At 70.1% G+C, this 17,074-nt stretch carries 18 protein-coding genes; 10 read left to right on the top strand and 8 right to left on the bottom strand.

Annotated elements, in window-relative coordinates; all coding sequences use genetic code 11:
• Position 1: 1 nt before the first annotated feature.
• Positions 2–895 carry a winged helix-turn-helix transcriptional regulator gene (locus tag Van01_RS00265; protein WP_203997564.1) on the bottom strand — a complete coding sequence of 298 codons (894 nt, stop codon included), beginning with the start codon at positions 893–895 and terminating at the stop codon, positions 2–4.
• A 267-nt stretch (positions 896–1,162) separates the two neighbouring features.
• On the opposite strand from Van01_RS00265, the gene Van01_RS00260 reads away from it, so the two are divergent.
• The 7 genes from Van01_RS00260 to Van01_RS00230 all read left to right on the top strand — a co-directional run bounded on the left by Van01_RS00260 (position 1,163) and on the right by Van01_RS00230 (position 7,024).
• Complete coding sequence (locus Van01_RS00260) at positions 1,163–1,354, top strand: helix-turn-helix transcriptional regulator (protein WP_203997561.1); 192 nt, start codon at positions 1,163–1,165, stop codon at positions 1,352–1,354.
• Positions 1,344–1,772 carry a hypothetical protein gene (locus Van01_RS00255; protein WP_203997558.1) on the top strand — a complete coding sequence of 143 codons (429 nt, stop codon included), beginning with the start codon at positions 1,344–1,346 and terminating at the stop codon, positions 1,770–1,772. The genes Van01_RS00260 and Van01_RS00255 overlap by 11 nt, the downstream gene beginning before the upstream one ends.
• Before the next feature lie 245 nt (positions 1,773–2,017).
• Entirely contained in the window at positions 2,018–4,234 is a 2,217-nt protein-coding gene (locus Van01_RS00250; protein WP_239098789.1) for a choice-of-anchor J domain-containing protein, read from the top strand.
• A gap of 149 nt (positions 4,235–4,383) precedes the next feature.
• Positions 4,384–4,737, top strand: a complete 354-nt coding sequence (locus Van01_RS00245; protein WP_203997556.1) for a nitroreductase/quinone reductase family protein — start codon at positions 4,384–4,386, stop codon at positions 4,735–4,737.
• A gap of 29 nt (positions 4,738–4,766) precedes the next feature.
• A complete protein-coding gene (locus Van01_RS00240; protein WP_203997553.1) occupies positions 4,767–5,201 on the top strand; it encodes a VOC family protein in 435 nt (144 codons plus the stop codon).
• A gap of 140 nt (positions 5,202–5,341) precedes the next feature.
• Positions 5,342–6,139 carry a hypothetical protein gene (locus tag Van01_RS00235; RefSeq protein WP_203997550.1) on the top strand — a complete coding sequence of 266 codons (798 nt, stop codon included), beginning with the start codon at positions 5,342–5,344 and terminating at the stop codon, positions 6,137–6,139.
• Between the two features lie 99 nt (positions 6,140–6,238).
• A complete protein-coding gene (locus Van01_RS00230) occupies positions 6,239–7,024 on the top strand; it encodes a DivIVA domain-containing protein (protein WP_203997547.1) in 786 nt (261 codons plus the stop codon).
• A 24-nt stretch (positions 7,025–7,048) separates the two neighbouring features.
• Here the strand turns inward: Van01_RS00230 and Van01_RS00225 are convergent, their stop codons facing one another.
• Positions 7,049–8,281 carry a multidrug effflux MFS transporter gene (locus tag Van01_RS00225; protein ID WP_203997544.1) on the bottom strand — a complete coding sequence of 411 codons (1,233 nt, stop codon included), beginning with the start codon at positions 8,279–8,281 and terminating at the stop codon, positions 7,049–7,051.
• 107 nt (positions 8,282–8,388) lie between these two features.
• On the opposite strand from Van01_RS00225, the gene Van01_RS00220 reads away from it, so the two are divergent.
• Positions 8,389–8,832 (top strand): MarR family transcriptional regulator, encoded by a 444-nt coding sequence (locus Van01_RS00220; protein ID WP_203997541.1) that lies wholly within the window; start codon positions 8,389–8,391, stop codon positions 8,830–8,832.
• A gap of 39 nt (positions 8,833–8,871) precedes the next feature.
• Here the strand turns inward: Van01_RS00220 and Van01_RS00215 are convergent, their stop codons facing one another.
• Positions 8,872–9,771, bottom strand: a complete 900-nt coding sequence (locus tag Van01_RS00215; RefSeq protein ID WP_203997538.1) for an NAD(P)-dependent oxidoreductase — start codon at positions 9,769–9,771, stop codon at positions 8,872–8,874.
• Positions 9,768–10,637 carry an NAD(P)-dependent oxidoreductase gene (locus Van01_RS00210; protein ID WP_203997535.1) on the bottom strand — a complete coding sequence of 290 codons (870 nt, stop codon included), beginning with the start codon at positions 10,635–10,637 and terminating at the stop codon, positions 9,768–9,770. Before Van01_RS00210 ends, Van01_RS00215 begins: the two co-directional genes overlap by 4 nt.
• 148 nt (positions 10,638–10,785) lie before the next feature.
• On the opposite strand from Van01_RS00210, the gene Van01_RS00205 reads away from it, so the two are divergent.
• Together Van01_RS00205 and Van01_RS00200 are read left to right on the top strand one after the other, a co-directional pair.
• Positions 10,786–11,142, top strand: a complete 357-nt coding sequence (locus Van01_RS00205) for a winged helix-turn-helix transcriptional regulator (protein WP_203997532.1) — start codon at positions 10,786–10,788, stop codon at positions 11,140–11,142.
• Positions 11,143–11,291: 149 nt separating this feature from the next.
• Positions 11,292–11,660: a VOC family protein gene (locus Van01_RS00200; RefSeq protein ID WP_203997529.1), complete on the top strand. Its 369-nt coding sequence runs from the start codon at positions 11,292–11,294 to the stop codon at positions 11,658–11,660.
• Positions 11,661–11,668: 8 nt separating this feature from the next.
• On the opposite strand, the gene Van01_RS00195 is transcribed toward Van01_RS00200, so the two are convergent.
• The 4 genes from Van01_RS00195 to Van01_RS00180 all read right to left on the bottom strand — a co-directional run bounded on the left by Van01_RS00195 (position 11,669) and on the right by Van01_RS00180 (position 16,577).
• Complete coding sequence (locus tag Van01_RS00195) at positions 11,669–12,778, bottom strand: hypothetical protein (RefSeq protein ID WP_203997527.1); 1,110 nt, start codon at positions 12,776–12,778, stop codon at positions 11,669–11,671.
• A gap of 311 nt (positions 12,779–13,089) precedes the next feature.
• Entirely contained in the window at positions 13,090–13,374 is a 285-nt protein-coding gene (locus Van01_RS00190) for a putative quinol monooxygenase (protein ID WP_203997524.1), read from the bottom strand.
• A gap of 71 nt (positions 13,375–13,445) precedes the next feature.
• Positions 13,446–14,204, bottom strand: a complete 759-nt coding sequence (locus Van01_RS00185) for a MerR family transcriptional regulator (protein WP_203997520.1) — start codon at positions 14,202–14,204, stop codon at positions 13,446–13,448.
• 36 nt (positions 14,205–14,240) lie between these two features.
• Complete coding sequence (locus tag Van01_RS00180) at positions 14,241–16,577, bottom strand: putative bifunctional diguanylate cyclase/phosphodiesterase (protein ID WP_203997517.1); 2,337 nt, start codon at positions 16,575–16,577, stop codon at positions 14,241–14,243.
• Positions 16,578–17,074: the final 497 nt, after the last annotated feature.

Raw genomic sequence — 17,074 nt, 5'->3', positions numbered from 1 at the left:
GTCATGCCGCATGCCTCTGATCATGATGGCGTTGACGCAGCACGTTCCACACGCGCTGAGCCGCCTCTTCGTTGTCGGGGCCGGGCGAGCGCCGGACGTCCCAGAGGACCTGGAGCGGATCGGCGAGTGGGAGGCCGGGTGCCGCCTTACCGGGCGGCGGCCACAGTCCCGGATCCCTCGGCACCGTGAGTTCGATCGTCGCCTCCTTGTCACCAGCGGGAACGAAGCCCACGTCGGCCAGGTTCACGCCATCGCGGGCGTAGAGGATCGCGCGCGTCGGGGCACGCCATGGAGCGATGATGTCCGCCGCGACGTCGCCGGACACGACGACGCCAGCAGCATCTGTTTCCGCGACCAGTCCGACGACAGTCCGAGCCTGCTCGACCGCTGGCGTCAGGCCGTACCAGTAGGTGCTGATGCCCCCCGGCCCCGGATAGGTCGACAGCCACCACCGGATCGCCTCATCGAGGTTCCGCACGACCCAGCCGGTAGGCATACGGCTTACCAGGTCGTCGTCAGCTAACGCGGCTAGAGCCTGGGAGATCCGTGGTTGGGAGACGCCGACAAGGGCGGCCAGTTCCTGCTGGGTTGCGTACGGCTGTTGAATCAGCCGGCGGACCAGGGTGAAGGTGCCCCACGGCACCCGGCCGCGCTTGGCCGATCGCCTTACCGCCGCCGTTGGGGGCCGCAGCGTGACCCGTACGCCGTCGAGGCGCAGCACACCCGTCGCCTGCCGCTCGCCGTCGATCAGCCATGACCAGCCGGCGGCCTCGACTGCTTCCCGAACTGCGGCCGTCGCCGTCGGCATGATGATCAGGCCCGGTCCGGGGTGGCGGTCGATCGTAATGGCGATGTCGCGCGGGGTCAGCGGAGCCGGGGAGGCGATGATGGTCACCGTGACTCGGGCATCGAGGTAGCCCAGCTCAGCCCGGTCGGCTCCACGTGGCACGAGCGTGACCCCCGCTTCAGCCAGAGCGTGCCAGACGGACGTCGATATAAGCATTACCCACTCTCCTTGGATAATACTTATACACCCTGTTCGCCCGCGTCTCCACCAGGTTGCAGTGGTGAGTTCGTAAGTATCGACAAGCACCCTTGACACCGACGTCGGGTGTCAAGCATCCTTGACGTGACAAGGTCACTTGACACCGGGAGTGTTTGGTTGAGGAACGACCTCCGCGAGCTTCGGCAGGCTGCGGGCCTGTCCCAGCGGGAGCTTGGACAGGCCCTCGACGTCTCCCGACAGACGATCAATTCCATCGAGACCGGCCGCTACGACCCCTCGCTGCCACTGGCCATTGCCATCGCTCGCTATTTCCAACGCAACGTTGAGGAGATCTTCCATGTCGACTGAGGGTCGCAACACGACACGCACGATGGTCCTCGTCGCTGCTCTGCTGGCGATCGCGGCGCTGGTGATCACCATTGGTCTGGTGCTGCGGGAGCACGCCCCCGGCAACATGGGCGTCGGGTTCCTCCAGGGAGCTGCGATCGGGCTACTCGCCATCCTGCTGATGGCGTGGCGGCTGCGTAAGCGACCGGAGCGCGCGACGACGTTCGAGCGGGCCTGGTCGCAGACGGGTGACGAACGCGACGACGCCGTGCTGACCCGTGCCCTGGCCGTGCTGGGCCTGGCCGCGTTCCCGCTCACCGCGGCGTCGGCCATTGCCGTCGCAATCGGTGCCGAGCCGATGATCGTGCTCACGCTGCTGCTCTTTGCGCAGATCGGCATCGGTGGGGTCGCCTTCCCGGTCATCAACCGCCGAAGCTGACCGGGTTGACCCCCCGTAGCGACTGCCGCTGCCGCTGGTCGGCGCGAATCAGCGCCTCCCGATAATTAGTCCGGATCTCCGCAAAAGGCTGCCGCGCAGATTGTTCTTGCTGATCGATGGCGGTGAAGGGTTGCCTGATCGGGGGCGACGTGCACAGGATACGGAGACGCTCGATCAGCGTGCGTAGATCCACCGGTGCCTGGGCGACCCCGGGGCCTGTGGTCTTCCACCTATGAGGAGGTTTCGTGGCACGACGCCGCTTCGCGGGGATAGCAGCCAGCGCCATCGTCCTACCGTTCTTCGTCATCGCCCAGCCGGCTCCGGCCTCGGCCACCCCGGAGGCCGCGACCGTCAAGCCGGTACCGGCGCCGGCCACCGGGCTCGCCAGCGATGTCCGGGAGCTGACCCGCAAGGACTTCACCTTCAACGGGCAGCGTCTGGAGGCCCCGACCCAGTATCAGCCGCGTACCCAGGCCCGGTCGAAGGCCGCTGCGGCCGACACGCCGCCGGTCGGTACGGTCCGGCAGTGGCTGGCCCTTGACGACTACCAGGGCATCATCTACCTGAAGGACTACACGCTGCGCGGCGTGGGCGACAACATCGAGGTGTGGGTCGCCAACGACACGGAGTTCCCGGAGGGTGACTGCCGCCGGCAGGTTCCGAACTCGACTGTGGTCACCGACGAGCAGGTCGCCGGCCTGGTCCACGAGTTCGACACGAACATGTACCCGAAGTCGACTGCCGCGTTCAGCACCCCGCCGGAGCGGGACGGCAGCAACGCGCAGATCGACGGTGACTACACGGGTGCCGGCAACCGGACCGTCACGCTCGTCGACAACGTACGCGACGACAACTTCTACGACTTCCCGGCCGCCCCGAGCTACATCGCCGGGTTCCACTTCTCGCTCTTCAACGAGCTGCTCGACCGCAACATCATGACTGTCGACGCGTTCGACTGGGCGCACCGCACCGGCGCGAACCCGCCGAACGAGCCGACCGACGACCTGTGCACCAGCCGGCCGGCCCGCCCGCAGTTGTACGAGGGCACGTTCATCCACGAGTGGCAGCACCTGGCGCACTACTACACCGACCCGTTCGAGACGACCTGGCTGAACGAGGGTCTCTCCGACTTCGTGCAGACGCTCGCCGGGTACGTCGACGCCACGGCCCGGGTCGACGAGCCGGGCACGGACAGCCACATCTACTGTTTCCAGGGCTTCGGCATCGTCCAGACGGACTACAACACGAATCCACGGGACTGCGGCGGCCCGGAGAACTCGATAAACCTGTGGAACGAGGGCAGTACCTCAAGTGGGGTGCTCGCCGACTACGGCAACGTCTACTCGTTCGTGCTGTTCCTGTACGACCGCTACGGCCTGGACTTCATCTCGCGGCTGCACCGGGACGGTGAGCTTCAGGGCTTCGCCAGCCTTGAGGCGGCGTTGAAGGCCGAGGGCGTCAAGGACATGTACAAGGTGATCCACGACTACCAGACGATGAACCTGGTGGATCGGATCGTCGGGAACTCCAAGCTGGGCGTCATGCTCGGGGTGGACAAGCGTCGGGTGACCACGGCCAGCCTCGACGCCACTGTGAACCTGGCCAACCCGGCCTCGTTCGCGGCTGGCGGCGCGGCACCCAACGGCGCCGACTACGTCACCTTGCAGAAGGCGAACGGCAAGCCGTTGAGCCGGGGCGACCTGCGGTCGATCAAGTTCCAGGGCGCGAAGACGCTGCCGGCGGTCCCGCTGGCCTGGCAGGTCGTCAGCGACGACCCGGACCGCAGTGGCAACCCGGTGCTCTGGTCCGGCAACGGCAACAGCCTGGACGTCGCCGCGGTCACCGAGGTGAGCGTGCCGGCCGCCGACCCGACGCTCACCTTCCTGGCGAAGTACGGTGCCGAAGCCGGTTACGACTACGGCTACGTCAGCGTCTCCACCGACGGCGGCGAGACCTACACCGTCATCCCCGGTGAGGAGACAGTTGCCGGTCCGCTCGGCCCGGCGCTGAACGGCACCACCGACGGCTTCGAGCCGCACTCGTTCGACCTGTCCGCGTACGCCGGGCAGGACGTGCTTGTCAGCTTCCGGTACGTCAGCGACGGCGGGGTCAACGAGGGTGGTCTGCTGATCGACGACATCTCGGTCGGCGGCACGCTGGTCAGCGACGGTTCGAGCCTGGAGCCGTTCGACTCGCCGTCCGAGATCAACCCGACGCCTGTGGCGAACTGGAACGTCAGGTTCGTCGGCATCGACGAGAAGCTCAAGCTGGCCTACCAGGTGGAGGTCGACGGCAAGTCCGGCTTCACCCTCGGTCTGATCCAGACGGCGCTGCTTACCGCCTTCCCGAAGGTGGTCGCCATCGTCGCGTACGACGAGCCGACCGAGCAGGTCACGCAGTACGCGCCGTACAGCCTCACGGTGAACAACGTGGTCCAGCCCGGCGGCGCACCGCTGAGCTGACCTGAGCAGGAACTCCCGGTGCCGCGCCGTGCGGCACCGGGAGTTTTCTGTTTCGCCTGGCGAAGCTGCCGGATCCGGCGACGCGGCCCGGCGTCGGTCCCTAGCCTGGCCAGCAGAGGCATCGTCGGGGGCGAGCAGCGGGGGAAACCATGACCAACGCGATAGGTGACGCACTTGATGGCGTACAGGAGGTCGAGCTGACCGTGACCGGCCGCCGGAGCGGGCGGCAGATCACCCAGCCGGTGTGGTTCGTGCAGGAGGACGACAACGTGTTCCTGGTGCCGGTGACCGGCTCGGACAGTCAGTGGTACAAGAACGTCCAACAGACCCCGATGGTCCAGTTGGCCGTGGATGGCACCGCGTTGAGTTCCAGCGCCACCCCGATCACCGAGGCCGACCGGGTCGACCACGTCGTGGCGATGTTCCGCGACAAGTACGGCGCCGACCAGATCGCCTCGCTCTACCCGAAACACGACGTCGCCGTCCAGGTCCCCCTCGGGTAGCCGTCGCAGATCCGGGTTACCTTGCTGCGATGGAACAGCGACTCAGTCTGATCACGCTCGGCGTCGCCGACCTGGCCCGGTCCCGCGACTTCTACCGGCAGCTCGGCTGGCAGGGCCAGGAGGTCGAGCAGACCGTGTTCTTCCAGGCCGGCGGGCTGGCCGTGGTGCTGTGGGCGCGGCAGTCGCTGGCCGAGGACGCCGGTGTCGAGGACCGGGGCGCGGCCTGGTTCGCCGGGGTGGCGCTGGCCCACAACGTACGCGAGCGCGCCGAGGTGGATCAGCTGATGTCCGCCGCCGCCCGGGCCGGGGCCCAGGTCACCCAACCGGCCCGGGACACCTCCTACGGCGGGTACGCCGGCTACTTCACCGACCCGGACGGGCACCTCTGGGAGATCGCCTGGAACCCGGGTTTCCCGATCGCGGCGGACGGCACCATCACCGTCCCCAACTTCGGCACGGCCTGACCACCTCCGCTGCGGGCGCCCCGGACGGCCCCGGGACAGGCCGCCGGGCCCGCCTGGCAGCACAGTCGCCGGGAGGACAGCCCGACCAGTCGGCCCATGTCATGCTCTCCCCAACGCCTCATTGATTCGAGGGGGTCGATGTGGAGTTGCGGAGAAGCCGTGGCCCGTTGGTGCTCGGCCTGTTCTTCTTCGTGGCCGGCGTGTTCCTGCTGGGGTGCTTCGAGCTCACCGAAATTGGCTGGATCATCGGTCTTCTCGCCCTGCTGATCGGCGGCGGGATCGTCCTCGCCGAACGCCGGCCGTTCAGGTTCCAGATCGGGCCGAACGGGCTGGCCGTCCGGGTGGCCGGGCTCAACCGGGCGGTGCCGTGGGCCGAGATCGACGCGATCATCCTCGACCAGGATGTGCCGACGATCAACGTGAAGAAGCCTCCCTACTCCGGTCTACTGCTGGTGCCGGCGGCGGGTTCGACTATCGACGGCCCGTTCGACGGGCAGAGCCCGCTCGACGGGCGGCCGGCGCTGGTCCTGCTGGATCTCGCCGACGTCAAGCAGTCGTTGGACGAGGTGGCGGCGGCTCTGGCCCGCTTCGCCGGGAGCCGCTTCATCGACGTCCGCCACCAGCGTCGCGCACGCTTCGAGTCGCTGGACTTCGCCGTCGGGCCGGGAGGTTACGACCCGGCCCGGGTGGACGAGTTGATCCGACAGGGGCGGGACGGGCTGCTCATCGACGAGTTGCTGCCGCGCTGGGCGGCCAGGGCGCGCTTCGAGCAGGCCCGGGCGGAGTTGCCCACAGGTGAGCTGGGCTACGACCGCACCGCTGTGGACGCGGTGCTCGACGAGCTCGCGGTCCTGATCGCCCGCTGGCCGGACCTGGACGACCGACGCCACCAAGGCGACCCACCGGACCAGCGCGGCCAGGGCGCCCCGTCCGACTGAGCGTCAGCGATCGACGGTGGGCCGATGCCGGCGGGGTCAGCGTCGGTTGCGTCCGCGTGCCATGCTCTGCACGGCCGCATAGATGATCGAGGTGTCGCTGTGGAGTTGCGCAGGAATCGGCGTTCGCTGGCACTCGGGGTGCTGCTGCTCGCATTCGGGGTGTCGCTGCTGCTGGGCAAGGACTCCCCCGGGACCGGTGTCTGGATCTTCGCCGGAGCCGCACTGCTGACGGGTGGTTGGATCACCGCCCGGTCGCTGCGGCCGTTCCGGTTCCGGATCGGCGCCGACGGGCTGGACCTGCGGGTCGCCGGGCTCAACCGGCTGGTGCCGTGGGCCGAGATCGCTGCGATAGTGCTGGACCAACCGGCGCGGGCAGCGGGCGCGGCATCGCCCACCCCGTCGTTGCTGCTGGTCCCGGGCGTCGGGTCGACTATCGACAGGCCGCTGACCGGCCGAAGCCCGGTGGACGGCCAGCCCGCTCTGGTCCTGCTCGACCTCGCCGACGTGCGGGAGTCGGCCGACGAGGTGGCCGCCGAGTTGACCCGGGTCAGCGGTGGTCGCTTCACCGACGCCCGGCAAGGCCGAACCAACGCGCGGCACGGTGAGCGGGGTGTCTCCGAGCCGGTCTTCGACACGGCGCTGCGCGGTTATGAGAAGCAGATGGTGGACGGGCTGGTCCTGCGGGGCCTGGACGTGCTCGCCTCGGGGACGGCTGTGCAGCGGCAGGCGGTCAGGGCGGAGTTGGATCCCACCACGCTCACCGTCGCGCTGCGCGGCTACGACATGGGGCAGGTCGACGCCTTCCTGGAGCGGCTCGCCGCCGCCCTCGCCAACGAGTCGGATCAGCCCGAACAACCGCAGTCGCCGCAACCGCAGCCCGAGTAGGCGGCGTAGCCGGGGTAGCCGGAGCTATCGGGCGCGGGTCGGGCGGGCGAGGGTCAGCAGCATCAGCAGGGAGGCGGCGGCTGCGGCGCTGAGCACCACCGCCATCGGGAGCGCGCTGCCCTCGCCGCCCAGCCCGACAAGGGGTGCGGCGCTGGCGGCGATGACGGCCTGGATGCCGCCGAGCAGCGCCGCTGCGGTGCCGGCGCGGGAGGCGTGCCGGTCCAGGGCGAGGGCGGTGCCGTTGGGCATCACCAGGCCGAGCGAGCCGAGGAAGACGAAGAGCGCGGCGATGACCACTGGCAGGTTGTTCAGCAGTGCCCCGGCGAGCACGCCGAGGGCGGCGATCAGGCCGAGACCGAGGCCGGTGACCAGCAGCGGTCGGGGATCGTGGCGGTCGAGCAGGCGGGCGTTGAGCTGACCTACGGCGACGAAGGAGAGCGCGTTGAGTCCGAAGATGATGCTGAACGTGCCGGCGGAGAGGCCGAAGACGTCCTGGAGGACGAACGAGGACCCGGAGAGGTAGGCGAAGAGGCCGGCGAAGGCGAGGCCCTGGGTCAGCGCGTACCCGAGATAGACGCGGTCGGCGAGCAGCGCGCGGCCGGCGGCGGCGGTCGCGGCCAGGCCACCGGTGTTGCGGCGCTCGGCGGGCAGGGTCTCCGGCAGCCGCAGCGCGACGGCGGTGGCGAGCAGGGCACCGACCAGGGCGAGGGCCACGAAGATGGTGCGCCAGTCACCGACGTTGAGGACCAGGCTGCCGAGGGCGGGGGCGACCATCGGCGCGATGCCGAAGATGAGGACGAGTCGGGAGAAGTATTTCGCGGCGGCCCGGCCGGAGTACAGGTCACGCACGACGGCGCGGGCGACGACGGTGCCCATGCCACCGGCGAAACCCTGCGCGAAGCGGGCCACCGCGAGCGTCTCCGCCGACGGCGCGAGAGCACAGACAAGCGACAACAGGGTGTACGCGGCGACGCCGACGAGGACCGGGAGACGTCGCCCCCAGCGGTCGCTGAGCGGGCCGGTGACGAGTTGGCCCAGGGCCATGCCGATCAGGCAGGTGGTCAGGGAGAGCTGGATCTGGGCCTGACTGGCGGCCAGGTCGCGGGTCATTCCGGGAAACGCCGGCAGGTAGGTGTCAAGCGACAGCGGACCGATCGCGGTGAGCGAGCCGAGCAGCACCAGCAGCGCGAGGGCGGCGCGGCCGGTGGGTGGGGTGATGCGCTCCGGCGGGCGTACGGGCACGTCGGTCTGCGGCATCCGTGTCCCCTCGGCGGTCGGCGCCACCACGGCGTGGCCGGCTGCCGGGGGCGTCCGGCTACGATAGCTCTGCCTACAGAGGTGTTGCAGCGTGAAAGGGCGGCACTGTGACCGACGAGACGCTCGACCAGCTCGGTGCCGCCCTCAGTGACCTGCATCGGGTGCTCCGCCGGCGGGCCATCCAGCGGACCGGGCGTGCCGCCCTGCCGGACGCGCAGGTCGAGGTGCTGCGGCTTGTGCAGCGCCAGCCCGGGATCAGCGTTCGGGAGGCCGCCGAGCGACTGGGTACCGCCGCGAACACGGTGAGCACCCTGGTCGGCGAGCTGACCAGCGCCGGTCTGCTGCGTCGGGACCGGGATCCGGCCGACAGGCGTACCGTCCGGTTGGCGTTGACCGAGGTGGCGTGCGAGCGCATCGCCGCCTACGGTCAGCACCGCCGCGAGTTGCTCGCCGCCGCCCTGGCCGGCCTCGACGCGACCGACCGGGAGCGGCTGCGCGCCGCCGCGCCCGCCCTGTCCCGCCTGGCCGACCACGCCGCGGAGCTGCCCTGACCGCCGTCCCCCGGACGCCCGCCGGCCGCAAGCCCGGTCTCAGCGCCTCGCTCTGATCACCTCGTACAGGGCGGTCCAGTCCTGGTCACCGTGTCCGGCGGCGACCGCCCGCTGGTAGTGCGAGTTGACCGCCTTCGGCAACTCGGTGTCGACGCCGGCTGTCTCGCTGGTCCGCAGGATGTGTTCGGCCGTGGCACCCATCATCCGCGCCGTGCTCAGGTCGCCCGGGTGCTCGCCGGCCTCCAGTGCGCGTGCCAGCTCCAGCCCGTCGCCGATCATCGCCGGGATGTCGGTGAGCGTGGTAAGCGCGCCGGGCAGGAACTCGGCCGCCGGTACGCCCGCCGCGGTGACGAGTGCGGTGGCGTGCAGCAGGCTCGACAGGCAGGTGAGGAAAACGTCGAGGTGCGCCTGGTAGAACAGTTGCGCCAGCCCCGGATCGACACCCAGGTATCTCGGTTCGCCGATGATCCGCAGCACCGGTTCGCTGCTGTCGAAGGTGTCGCGGGGCCCGCTGTAGAAGACGTACGCATCGCCCGTGCCGATCATGGGGGCGGGCACCATCACCCCGCCGGTGACGAACCGCGCGCCGTGACCAGCGGCCCAGGCAGCCGCCTCGCGGGAGATGTCGGGGGTGTCGGAGCTGAGGTTGACCAGGGTGCGGTCGGCCAGGGCCCCGGGCTCGTCGGCCAGCGGGCCGAGGATGTCGTACATCGCCGGGTAGTCGGTGAGGCTGAGGATCGTCAGTTCGCTTGCGGCCACGGCGGCTGCGGGCGTCGGTGCGAGGGTGGCTCCCCCGGCGACCAAGCCGTCGGCGCGGCTCGGGGTGCGGTTCCACAGCGTGACCGGATGTCCGGCGCGCATCAGGGCGGCGGCCATCGCCTGTCCCATCGGGCCGAGACCGATGACGGTGACCGGTCGGAGATCGCTGTTCCCGCTCATCGGGCACTCCTCAGTTCCTCGAACATGCGGGCGGTGCCGTGCTCCCCGAATCCGGCGGCGAGCTGCCGACGGACCAGGTCGTGCACCGGCTTGAGCACCTCGTCGGTGACGCCCTGCCCGGTGCTGGCCTGCATCACCGTGCTGAGGGCCGTCTCGGTGAACCGCAGGCTCTGCTGGTCCGGCCCGAGGTAGTCCTGCTCGTCGATGGTCGCGGCGTAGTCGGCCAGTTGCTCGGTCATCGCGGCGAGGAACGGCGCCTGCCGCCGGACGAACTCGCCGGCCGGCACCCCCTCGGAGCCGACCATGGCCGCGCCGTGCAGGAAGCCGGCGAACATCGCGTACATGCCGGCGAGCATCGCCGTGTCGTAGAGCGCCGCCATGCCCGCGTCCGGCCCGAGGTAGCTGCTCTCGCCCCACAGGTCGAGCAGTTGTCGGTGCTGTGCGAAGCCCTCAGCCGATCCGCTGTAGAAGATCGCCGACCCGGGGCCGCCGATCGTCTCCGGGACGGCCATGATCGCACCGTCGAGGAGATCGATGCCCCGATCGCCGGCCCAGCGGGCGAGGTCGCGGGACTGGTCCGGCGTCGTGGTGGTCAGGTTGATCACGGTACGACCGGACAGGCCGGTCGCCACGGGTTCGAGCACCTCGCGTACGGAGGTGACGTCGAAGAGGCAGACGACTACCGTGCCCGTACCGACGATCGCCTGCTCGACGCTGTCGGCGAGGACGGCGCCCCGCTCGCCGAGGCTCTGCGCCCGGTGAGCTGTGCGGTTCCAACAGACGATCCGGTGGCCGGCGTCCAACGCTGTTGTCGCGAGCGCGCTGCCCATCGCGCCCAGTCCCAGGAAGGTGGTGCTGACTGTCATTCGGTGGTCCCCTGCTCTGTCCGGTGATCCGACGGGCGCGCCGATCACCATGCTTGGCGACCACAATCAAGCGGGCAAGTACCCACTATTTTGTTCAATACTTACCAGAAGGTAAGTATTGAAGATCGGCTACCGAGGAGGCGGATCCATGGCATCGGGAGACAGGTGCGGCCCATACATCTGCGGGATCGACGCCGCGATGGACGTGGTGTCGGGCAAGTGGAAGTCGCTGATCCTGTGGGAGCTGGACAATCACGGCACCCGCCGGTTCGGCGAGCTGAAACGTGGCCTGCCCGGGGTCAGCGAGAAGATGCTCATCCAGCATCTTCGGGAAATGGAGCAGGACGGTCTGGTCCACCGCGAGGTCTACCGCGAGGTCCCGCCCAAAGTGGAGTACTCCCTGACCGAACACGGCCTGTCGCTCAACGAGGCGCTCGGCCCGCTGGGCGAGTGGGGCCAGCGCCGGGCCGAGCGGCTGGCCGCCGAGGCGGCGGCCGCGTCCTGATCGTGTCCCGTCGCCTGCCCGGCGGGGCGCGGCCGTCCGTGACCGCGCCCCACCGCGTCGGGTGACTCGACGGCGAACCTCGGCTCCTGTCGTACCCGGGCCCTAGCCTCTGTTTCGTCCGAGCCCTTCCCGTGCGCCGGAGGCATCAGATGCTCGACCATCTCGGCATTCAGGTCCGTGACCTCGACGCCAGCATCACGTTCTACGACGCCGTCCTGGCCACGCTCGGCGCCCGCCGGATGTTGCAGTATCCCGAGGCCGTCGGTTACGGCAGCGGCAAGCCGGACTTCTGGCTCAGCCCGGCCCCCGCCAAGGCGACGGGGCGGGAGAGCCACATCGCCTTCACCGCACCCGACCGCGCCTCGGTGCGGGCGTTCCACGACGCGGCGGTGGCCGCCGGGGCGCAGGTGCTGCACGAGCCTCGTGTCTGGCCGGAATACCACGCCGACTACTTCGGCGTGTTCGTCCGCGACCCGGACGGCAACAACGTCGAAGCGGTCTGCCACGCGCCCGGATAGGCGGCCGGTCAGTCCCAGACGGTGCGGCGTACGCCACCGTGCAGGCCGCAGGCTTTGGGGCTGCCGCCGGCCAGGCTGATCTTGCCGTTCTCGCACTGCACCAGGTAGCCGCGTCCCTCCCAGAACCCGGGCACGCAGTCGAAGTGGTCGCACACCTCGCGGGCGGGCTCGCGGACCCGGTCCCCGCCGCAGAAGTCGTACCCCATCGGGTTGTCGGGGGCGCCGCAGCGCCGTTCGGGCTTCGGGCTGGCCTGGCGCGCCTTGGCTGAGCCGGTGGCGCGCGGTGTCGTCGAGGCGCTGGCCGCGGCGGACGCCGGGGTGGCGGCCACAGCGGTTTCGGTGCTTGTCGGGTCGGACGGGCCGGAGTTGGCCAGGGCCACCGGCACCATCACCGCGAGCGCGGCGGCGACCACGGCGGTCCGTCGCCCGCCGGGGATGAGCGCCGACAGCCGGGCCTGCCCGGGGGTGGCGATGCCGGGCCGGGACGGGCGCAGCCGGGCGTGCTCGCTGATCAACTCGTCGAGCTGGTCGATGACCGCCTGGCGTTGCTCGATGGCGTCGGCGAAGGCCAGGGTGAGCACGAACCGGAACTCGGCCGCCACGTCGGGGCGCAGCAGCAACCCGGAGGCGCGCCGCCGGTCCAGCACCTGGATCAGCGTCACCGACGCGTGCGGGTCGTGCGCCAGACCTGTCATCCTGCCGTACGCCCAGTCGCGCCGGCCCCGCCCGCCGAGCAGCACCAGCCGCCGGTTGGTGATCACCGCCATGCCGGCGTCGGCGACCCGCACCCCGTCGGGAAGGCGTCGCCGCAGCCGGCCGGTGGGCGCACCGACGGTCAGGTCGGGAGCGGGCAGCACGGCGTCGTGCCGCAGCTCCACAAGTTGCGCCGCCGGTACCACCCGGAGCACGACCTCGTCGGATGTCAGTTCCAGCGGGAGGCCGTCGCCGGCCGTGGCCGAGCCCTGACACTGCTCGGCGAGCGTGCGCAGGCGGCGCAGTTCGCCGTCGCGTCTCCGCCAGGTCCCCTCGGCGCTGCGGAACAGCCGCAGCCGGCGCTCGTTCTGCCGGCGCGCCCACCGGTACCGCCATGTCGAACCCGTCGAATCAGTCCTTGCCACGCCGACTCCTTCGCCGCGCATGCCACCAACCGCAGGCCACCAAATGGGGTGTCACAGTGTTAACGGCTGCGGGCACCGGCATGGACACGGGCAGAAGCGGTCGAATTACCCGATCGGTGGAGCAATACGGACGAGACGGCGGTTTCGCTCTACCCCGTTCGCCTTCCGTTCCGGCGGCTGTGACGTAACCGGCCACCGGTACGCCGATCAGTAGTGGGAAGTAGACGAGGGCTGCAACGCATGCCCACCACCAAGCGGGGCCGGGCGGGTTCTCCCCGACCCGTCCGGCCCCGCGCCCGCCCAACCGACGATCAGGGTGACTCGACTGCGCTGATCAGGAACTTGTTGACCTCGGCCTCCACGATCGCCACCTGCTGCTCCGGTTCCGGGCCGGAGCCGCGGAAGTCGAGCAGTTGATCCTCGGACTCCCACCGCTCGTAGACGTTGATCCGCCCCGGTTCGGTCAGGTCCGGGCTGATGGCGAAGTCGAGGCAACCGGGCGCCTTGCGCGCCTGGCGGACGATCTCGGCGCAGGTGGCCAGGTAGTCGTCCCGCTCGGCGGGATCGACGTGCAGCGTGCCGGCGACGATCAGCAATGCAACCTCCGAAGATCGGGAGAGCGGACGCCAGTCATACTCTCCCGATCCTGCACGGTCCACACGCCCGATCAGGCACGGGTGATCGCGTTGGCGTGGATCGCCTCAGCCAGATACTCCGTCAGACCGGGAGCCATCGCCTCGTAGTGCGCGGTGAACCGTTCGTCCGCCAGGTACAGGTCGGCCAGCCCGGTGTGGATCTCGTACGTGCACTCGTAGAACCACCTGCTGATCTGCTGCCGGTGTTCCTCAGCCAACTCCATGGCCGTCGGCCCGTCGGCCGGCGCGCCCGAGGTCAGCAGCGCGACGATCCGCCGCCCCCAGTCCTCGGCCTCCGCCTTGAACCGTTGCCAGTCCTCCTTGCGGTAGCTCGACGTTCGCCGGGTCGACTCCTGGTACGCCTCGGTGCCACCCCACCGCTGTTCCGCCTCCTGGGCGTACGCGTCCGGGTCGAAGCCACCGAAGACCTCGAACCGCTCCTGCGGGGTCAGCTGGATGTTCATCTTGCTCGCCTCCATCGCGAATTCGATCGCCGAGACCATCTCCTGAAGGCGCTTGATCCGCACCGTCAGCAGTTCGTGCTGGCGGCGCAGGTGCGTCCCCGGGCCACTCGCCGGGTCGTCGAGGATCACGGCGATCTCGTCCAACGGGAACCCCAGCTCGCGGTAGTACCGGATCAGCTGCAACCGCTCCAGGTCCGCCTCGGAGTAGCGGCGGTATCCCGAGCCGCTACGCCCGCTCGGCGTCAGCAGACCGATCTCGTCGTAGTGGTGCAGCGTCCGGACCGTCACGCCGGCGAGCTTCGCCACCTGACCAACCGTGTGAGCCATGGTTCCCCCTTTCCGGAACCACGGTCCCGCCTGCCGTTACGTGAGGGTCAACCCCGATTCTGCGACGCCTGACACACCCGGCGGGTCGGCCTTCGCCAAGACGGCCCGCAGCTCGGCCAGCGCGGTCGGGCGACCGTAGCGGTAGCCCTGCCCCTGCACGCAGCCGATCGCGGCCACCGCGTCGTGCTGCCGCTCGGTCTCCACCCCCTCGGCCACCACGCCCAGGTCGAACGCGCCGGCCAGCCGGGTCACCATCTCCACTGTCGCGTACGCCCTGGCGTCCTCGGGGATCCGGGCCACGAACGACCTGTCGATCTTCAACTCGGTCGCCGGGATCCGGTGCAGGTAACTCAACGACGAGTACCCGGTGCCGAAGTCGTCGATGGCGATCCGGATGCCCAGTTCCCGCAGCTGACCCAGCCGGTCCAGCACCGCGTCGCTGCCCTCGATGAGCGCCGACTCGGTCAGCTCCAGGGTCAGTGCCCGGGGCGCCAACCCGGCACCCGCGGTGGCCTCGGTGACTGTCGCGATCAGGTCGGGCCGGCGCAGGTGCGACGCGGCGATGTTCACCGCCACCGTCGCCGAGGGAACCCGGTCCTGCCAGGTGGCCGCCGCCCGGCACGCCTCGTGGATGACCCACCTGTCGATCGGCAGGATCAGCCCGGTCTCCTCGGCCAGCGGCAGGAACCGGGCCGGGCTGAGCACACCCAGCCGGGGATGCCGCCACCGCACCAACGCCTCCGCGCTGCGTACCGCCCCGGTGGCCAGGTCCACGATCGGTTGGAACTCCAGGTGCAGTTGCTCCTCGTCGACGGCCCGCCGCAGGTCGGCGATCAGCTCGGCCCGGCTCACCGCCGACTCCCGCAACCCCTGCGTGCACCGCCGGTACGCGGACTTGCCGGCCGCCTTCGCCGCGTACATGGCGATGTCCGCGTCGCGCAGCAGGTCGGTGTGGGAGATGTGCTGCGGCCCGTACTCGGCGATGCCGATGCTCGCCGACGGGTGCACCCCCACCAGTTCCTCGCCCGGCGACGGCTGCAGCGCCGCCAGCAGCCGCTCGGCCAGCCGCTCCGGCGCCAACGGCCGCCCGTCGGTGACCAGCACGGCGAACTCGTCACCACCGATCCGGGCGATCATGCCGTCGTCGCCGACCGCCCGCCGCATCCGTCGCGACAGACCAGACAGCAGCGTGTCGCCCGTGGTGTGCCCGAACCGATCGTTCACCTGCTTGAATCCGTCCAGGTCCAGCAGCAGCACGGCGACCCGGTTGGTACCGCGCAGGGCGCCCCGCAGTCGGCGGGTGAACGCCAGCCGGTTCGGCAGCCCGGTGAGCTGGTCGACGTAGGCCAGCTTGCGTAGCTGCACCACCAGGCGCAGGTTCTCGTTCGCCGCCAGCCCCTGCCGCAGCGCCAGCGTCGCCAACAGCGCCATCATCGCCAGGAAGATCGGCATCGGCGTGTGACCGCTGGCGTCGCGGGCCAGCATCGTCGCCACGATCGCCCCGCCCACCGGCAGATAGGGCAGCACCACCCGCCACCATTGCGGCAACGGCGCCTCCCCGACCTCTCCGACCTCCTCGGCAGCTCCGTGATCCCGTGGCGGGGACATCCGGGTGGCCACCACGATCAGCAGGTAGCTCAGCGGCCAGAGCACGTCGACCGGAGTGCCGGGCTGATAGGTGCCGGCGGCGACCAGCGACACGTAGACCGTGTCGGCCACCGCCCGTACCGTGAGGCTCACCCCCAGCAGCGCCATCGGCCGCCACACCGGCCGGCCGGGGCCGACCACCGCGACCAGGATGGTCAGCTGCATCAGGTCGAACATCGGGTAGAGCAGGCCGGCGGTACGCAACGGCTCGTCCAGGTCGGCCAGGCTGACGTTGCGGAAGATCAGCAGCCAGCCGATCGGGATCAGCGCCAGCCCGACGATCACCCCGTCGAGCAGGGTCCGGGCCCGACCCACAGTGGTACGCGGTGCGGTGGTCCAACAGAACAGCGCAGCCGTCCCGGTCAGCAGGCTGGCCGCGAAGATCAGCCCGATCGGCAGGGTGTGCGGCAGGCGCTCCCCGAGCAGCCGCTGCGACGTCCACAGTGCCCGCCCGGCCAGCGACAACGCCATGGTGACGGCCAACAGCAGCCAGAACCGGCGCAACGTCACCGGGTGCCGGCGGGCCGCCGCGACACAGGCCACCGCGGCCCAGCCCGCCGCCGTGAGCGCACCCAGATCGCTTACCAGCGCGCCGGCGGGTAGCCCCAGCACCAGCCAGAACGCCTCGACCGCGACGACGACACCGGCACCGACCAACCCCACACGGCCGACCCGGTCCTGTCCGGGCGAGCGCGCGGCAGCCTGCTCGACGTCCTTCCGCGACACAGTGATCGCTCCGGCTCTCTCTCGTGCGTACACCCTGGACGGCGGGGGACCGGCCCTGGCAAACCCCGAAAGCCTAGCCACGCCCGCAGCCGCCCCGCCAGATCCAACGGGTACGCAAGTCCACAACCTGACGACTCCCGGGCGACCGCGACGCGGGCACGACCCGCCGCAACACCGCCATGACCCTGCGTCACCACGGCGACGCATCACTAACCGTGACCGTCCGGTCCACCACCGACAATGCTGTCTTCCACCTTTGCTCTGCTTACCTATACGCAACCCCACGTTGAGCTGGCCTTACCGGGAAGGCACAGCGTTCACCCCGGTCACTCAGCGCAACCTGTGCGTATAGGTAAGCAGAGCAAAGCGTCTGAAGGGGACAGTGTCCCTGCCGGGGGATGGTTACCGTCGGCGACCGGCGACCGGCAACCGGCAACCGGCGACCGGCGGTCTGCGGTCGCGGGTCAGCGGTCTGCGGTCGGCGAACCGGCTCCGCG

It is taken from the genome of Micromonospora andamanensis, from assembly GCF_016863495.1.
Classification (GTDB): domain Bacteria; phylum Actinomycetota; class Actinomycetes; order Mycobacteriales; family Micromonosporaceae; genus Micromonospora; species Micromonospora andamanensis.
This window is presented reverse-complemented; position numbering and strand designations above follow the sequence as displayed.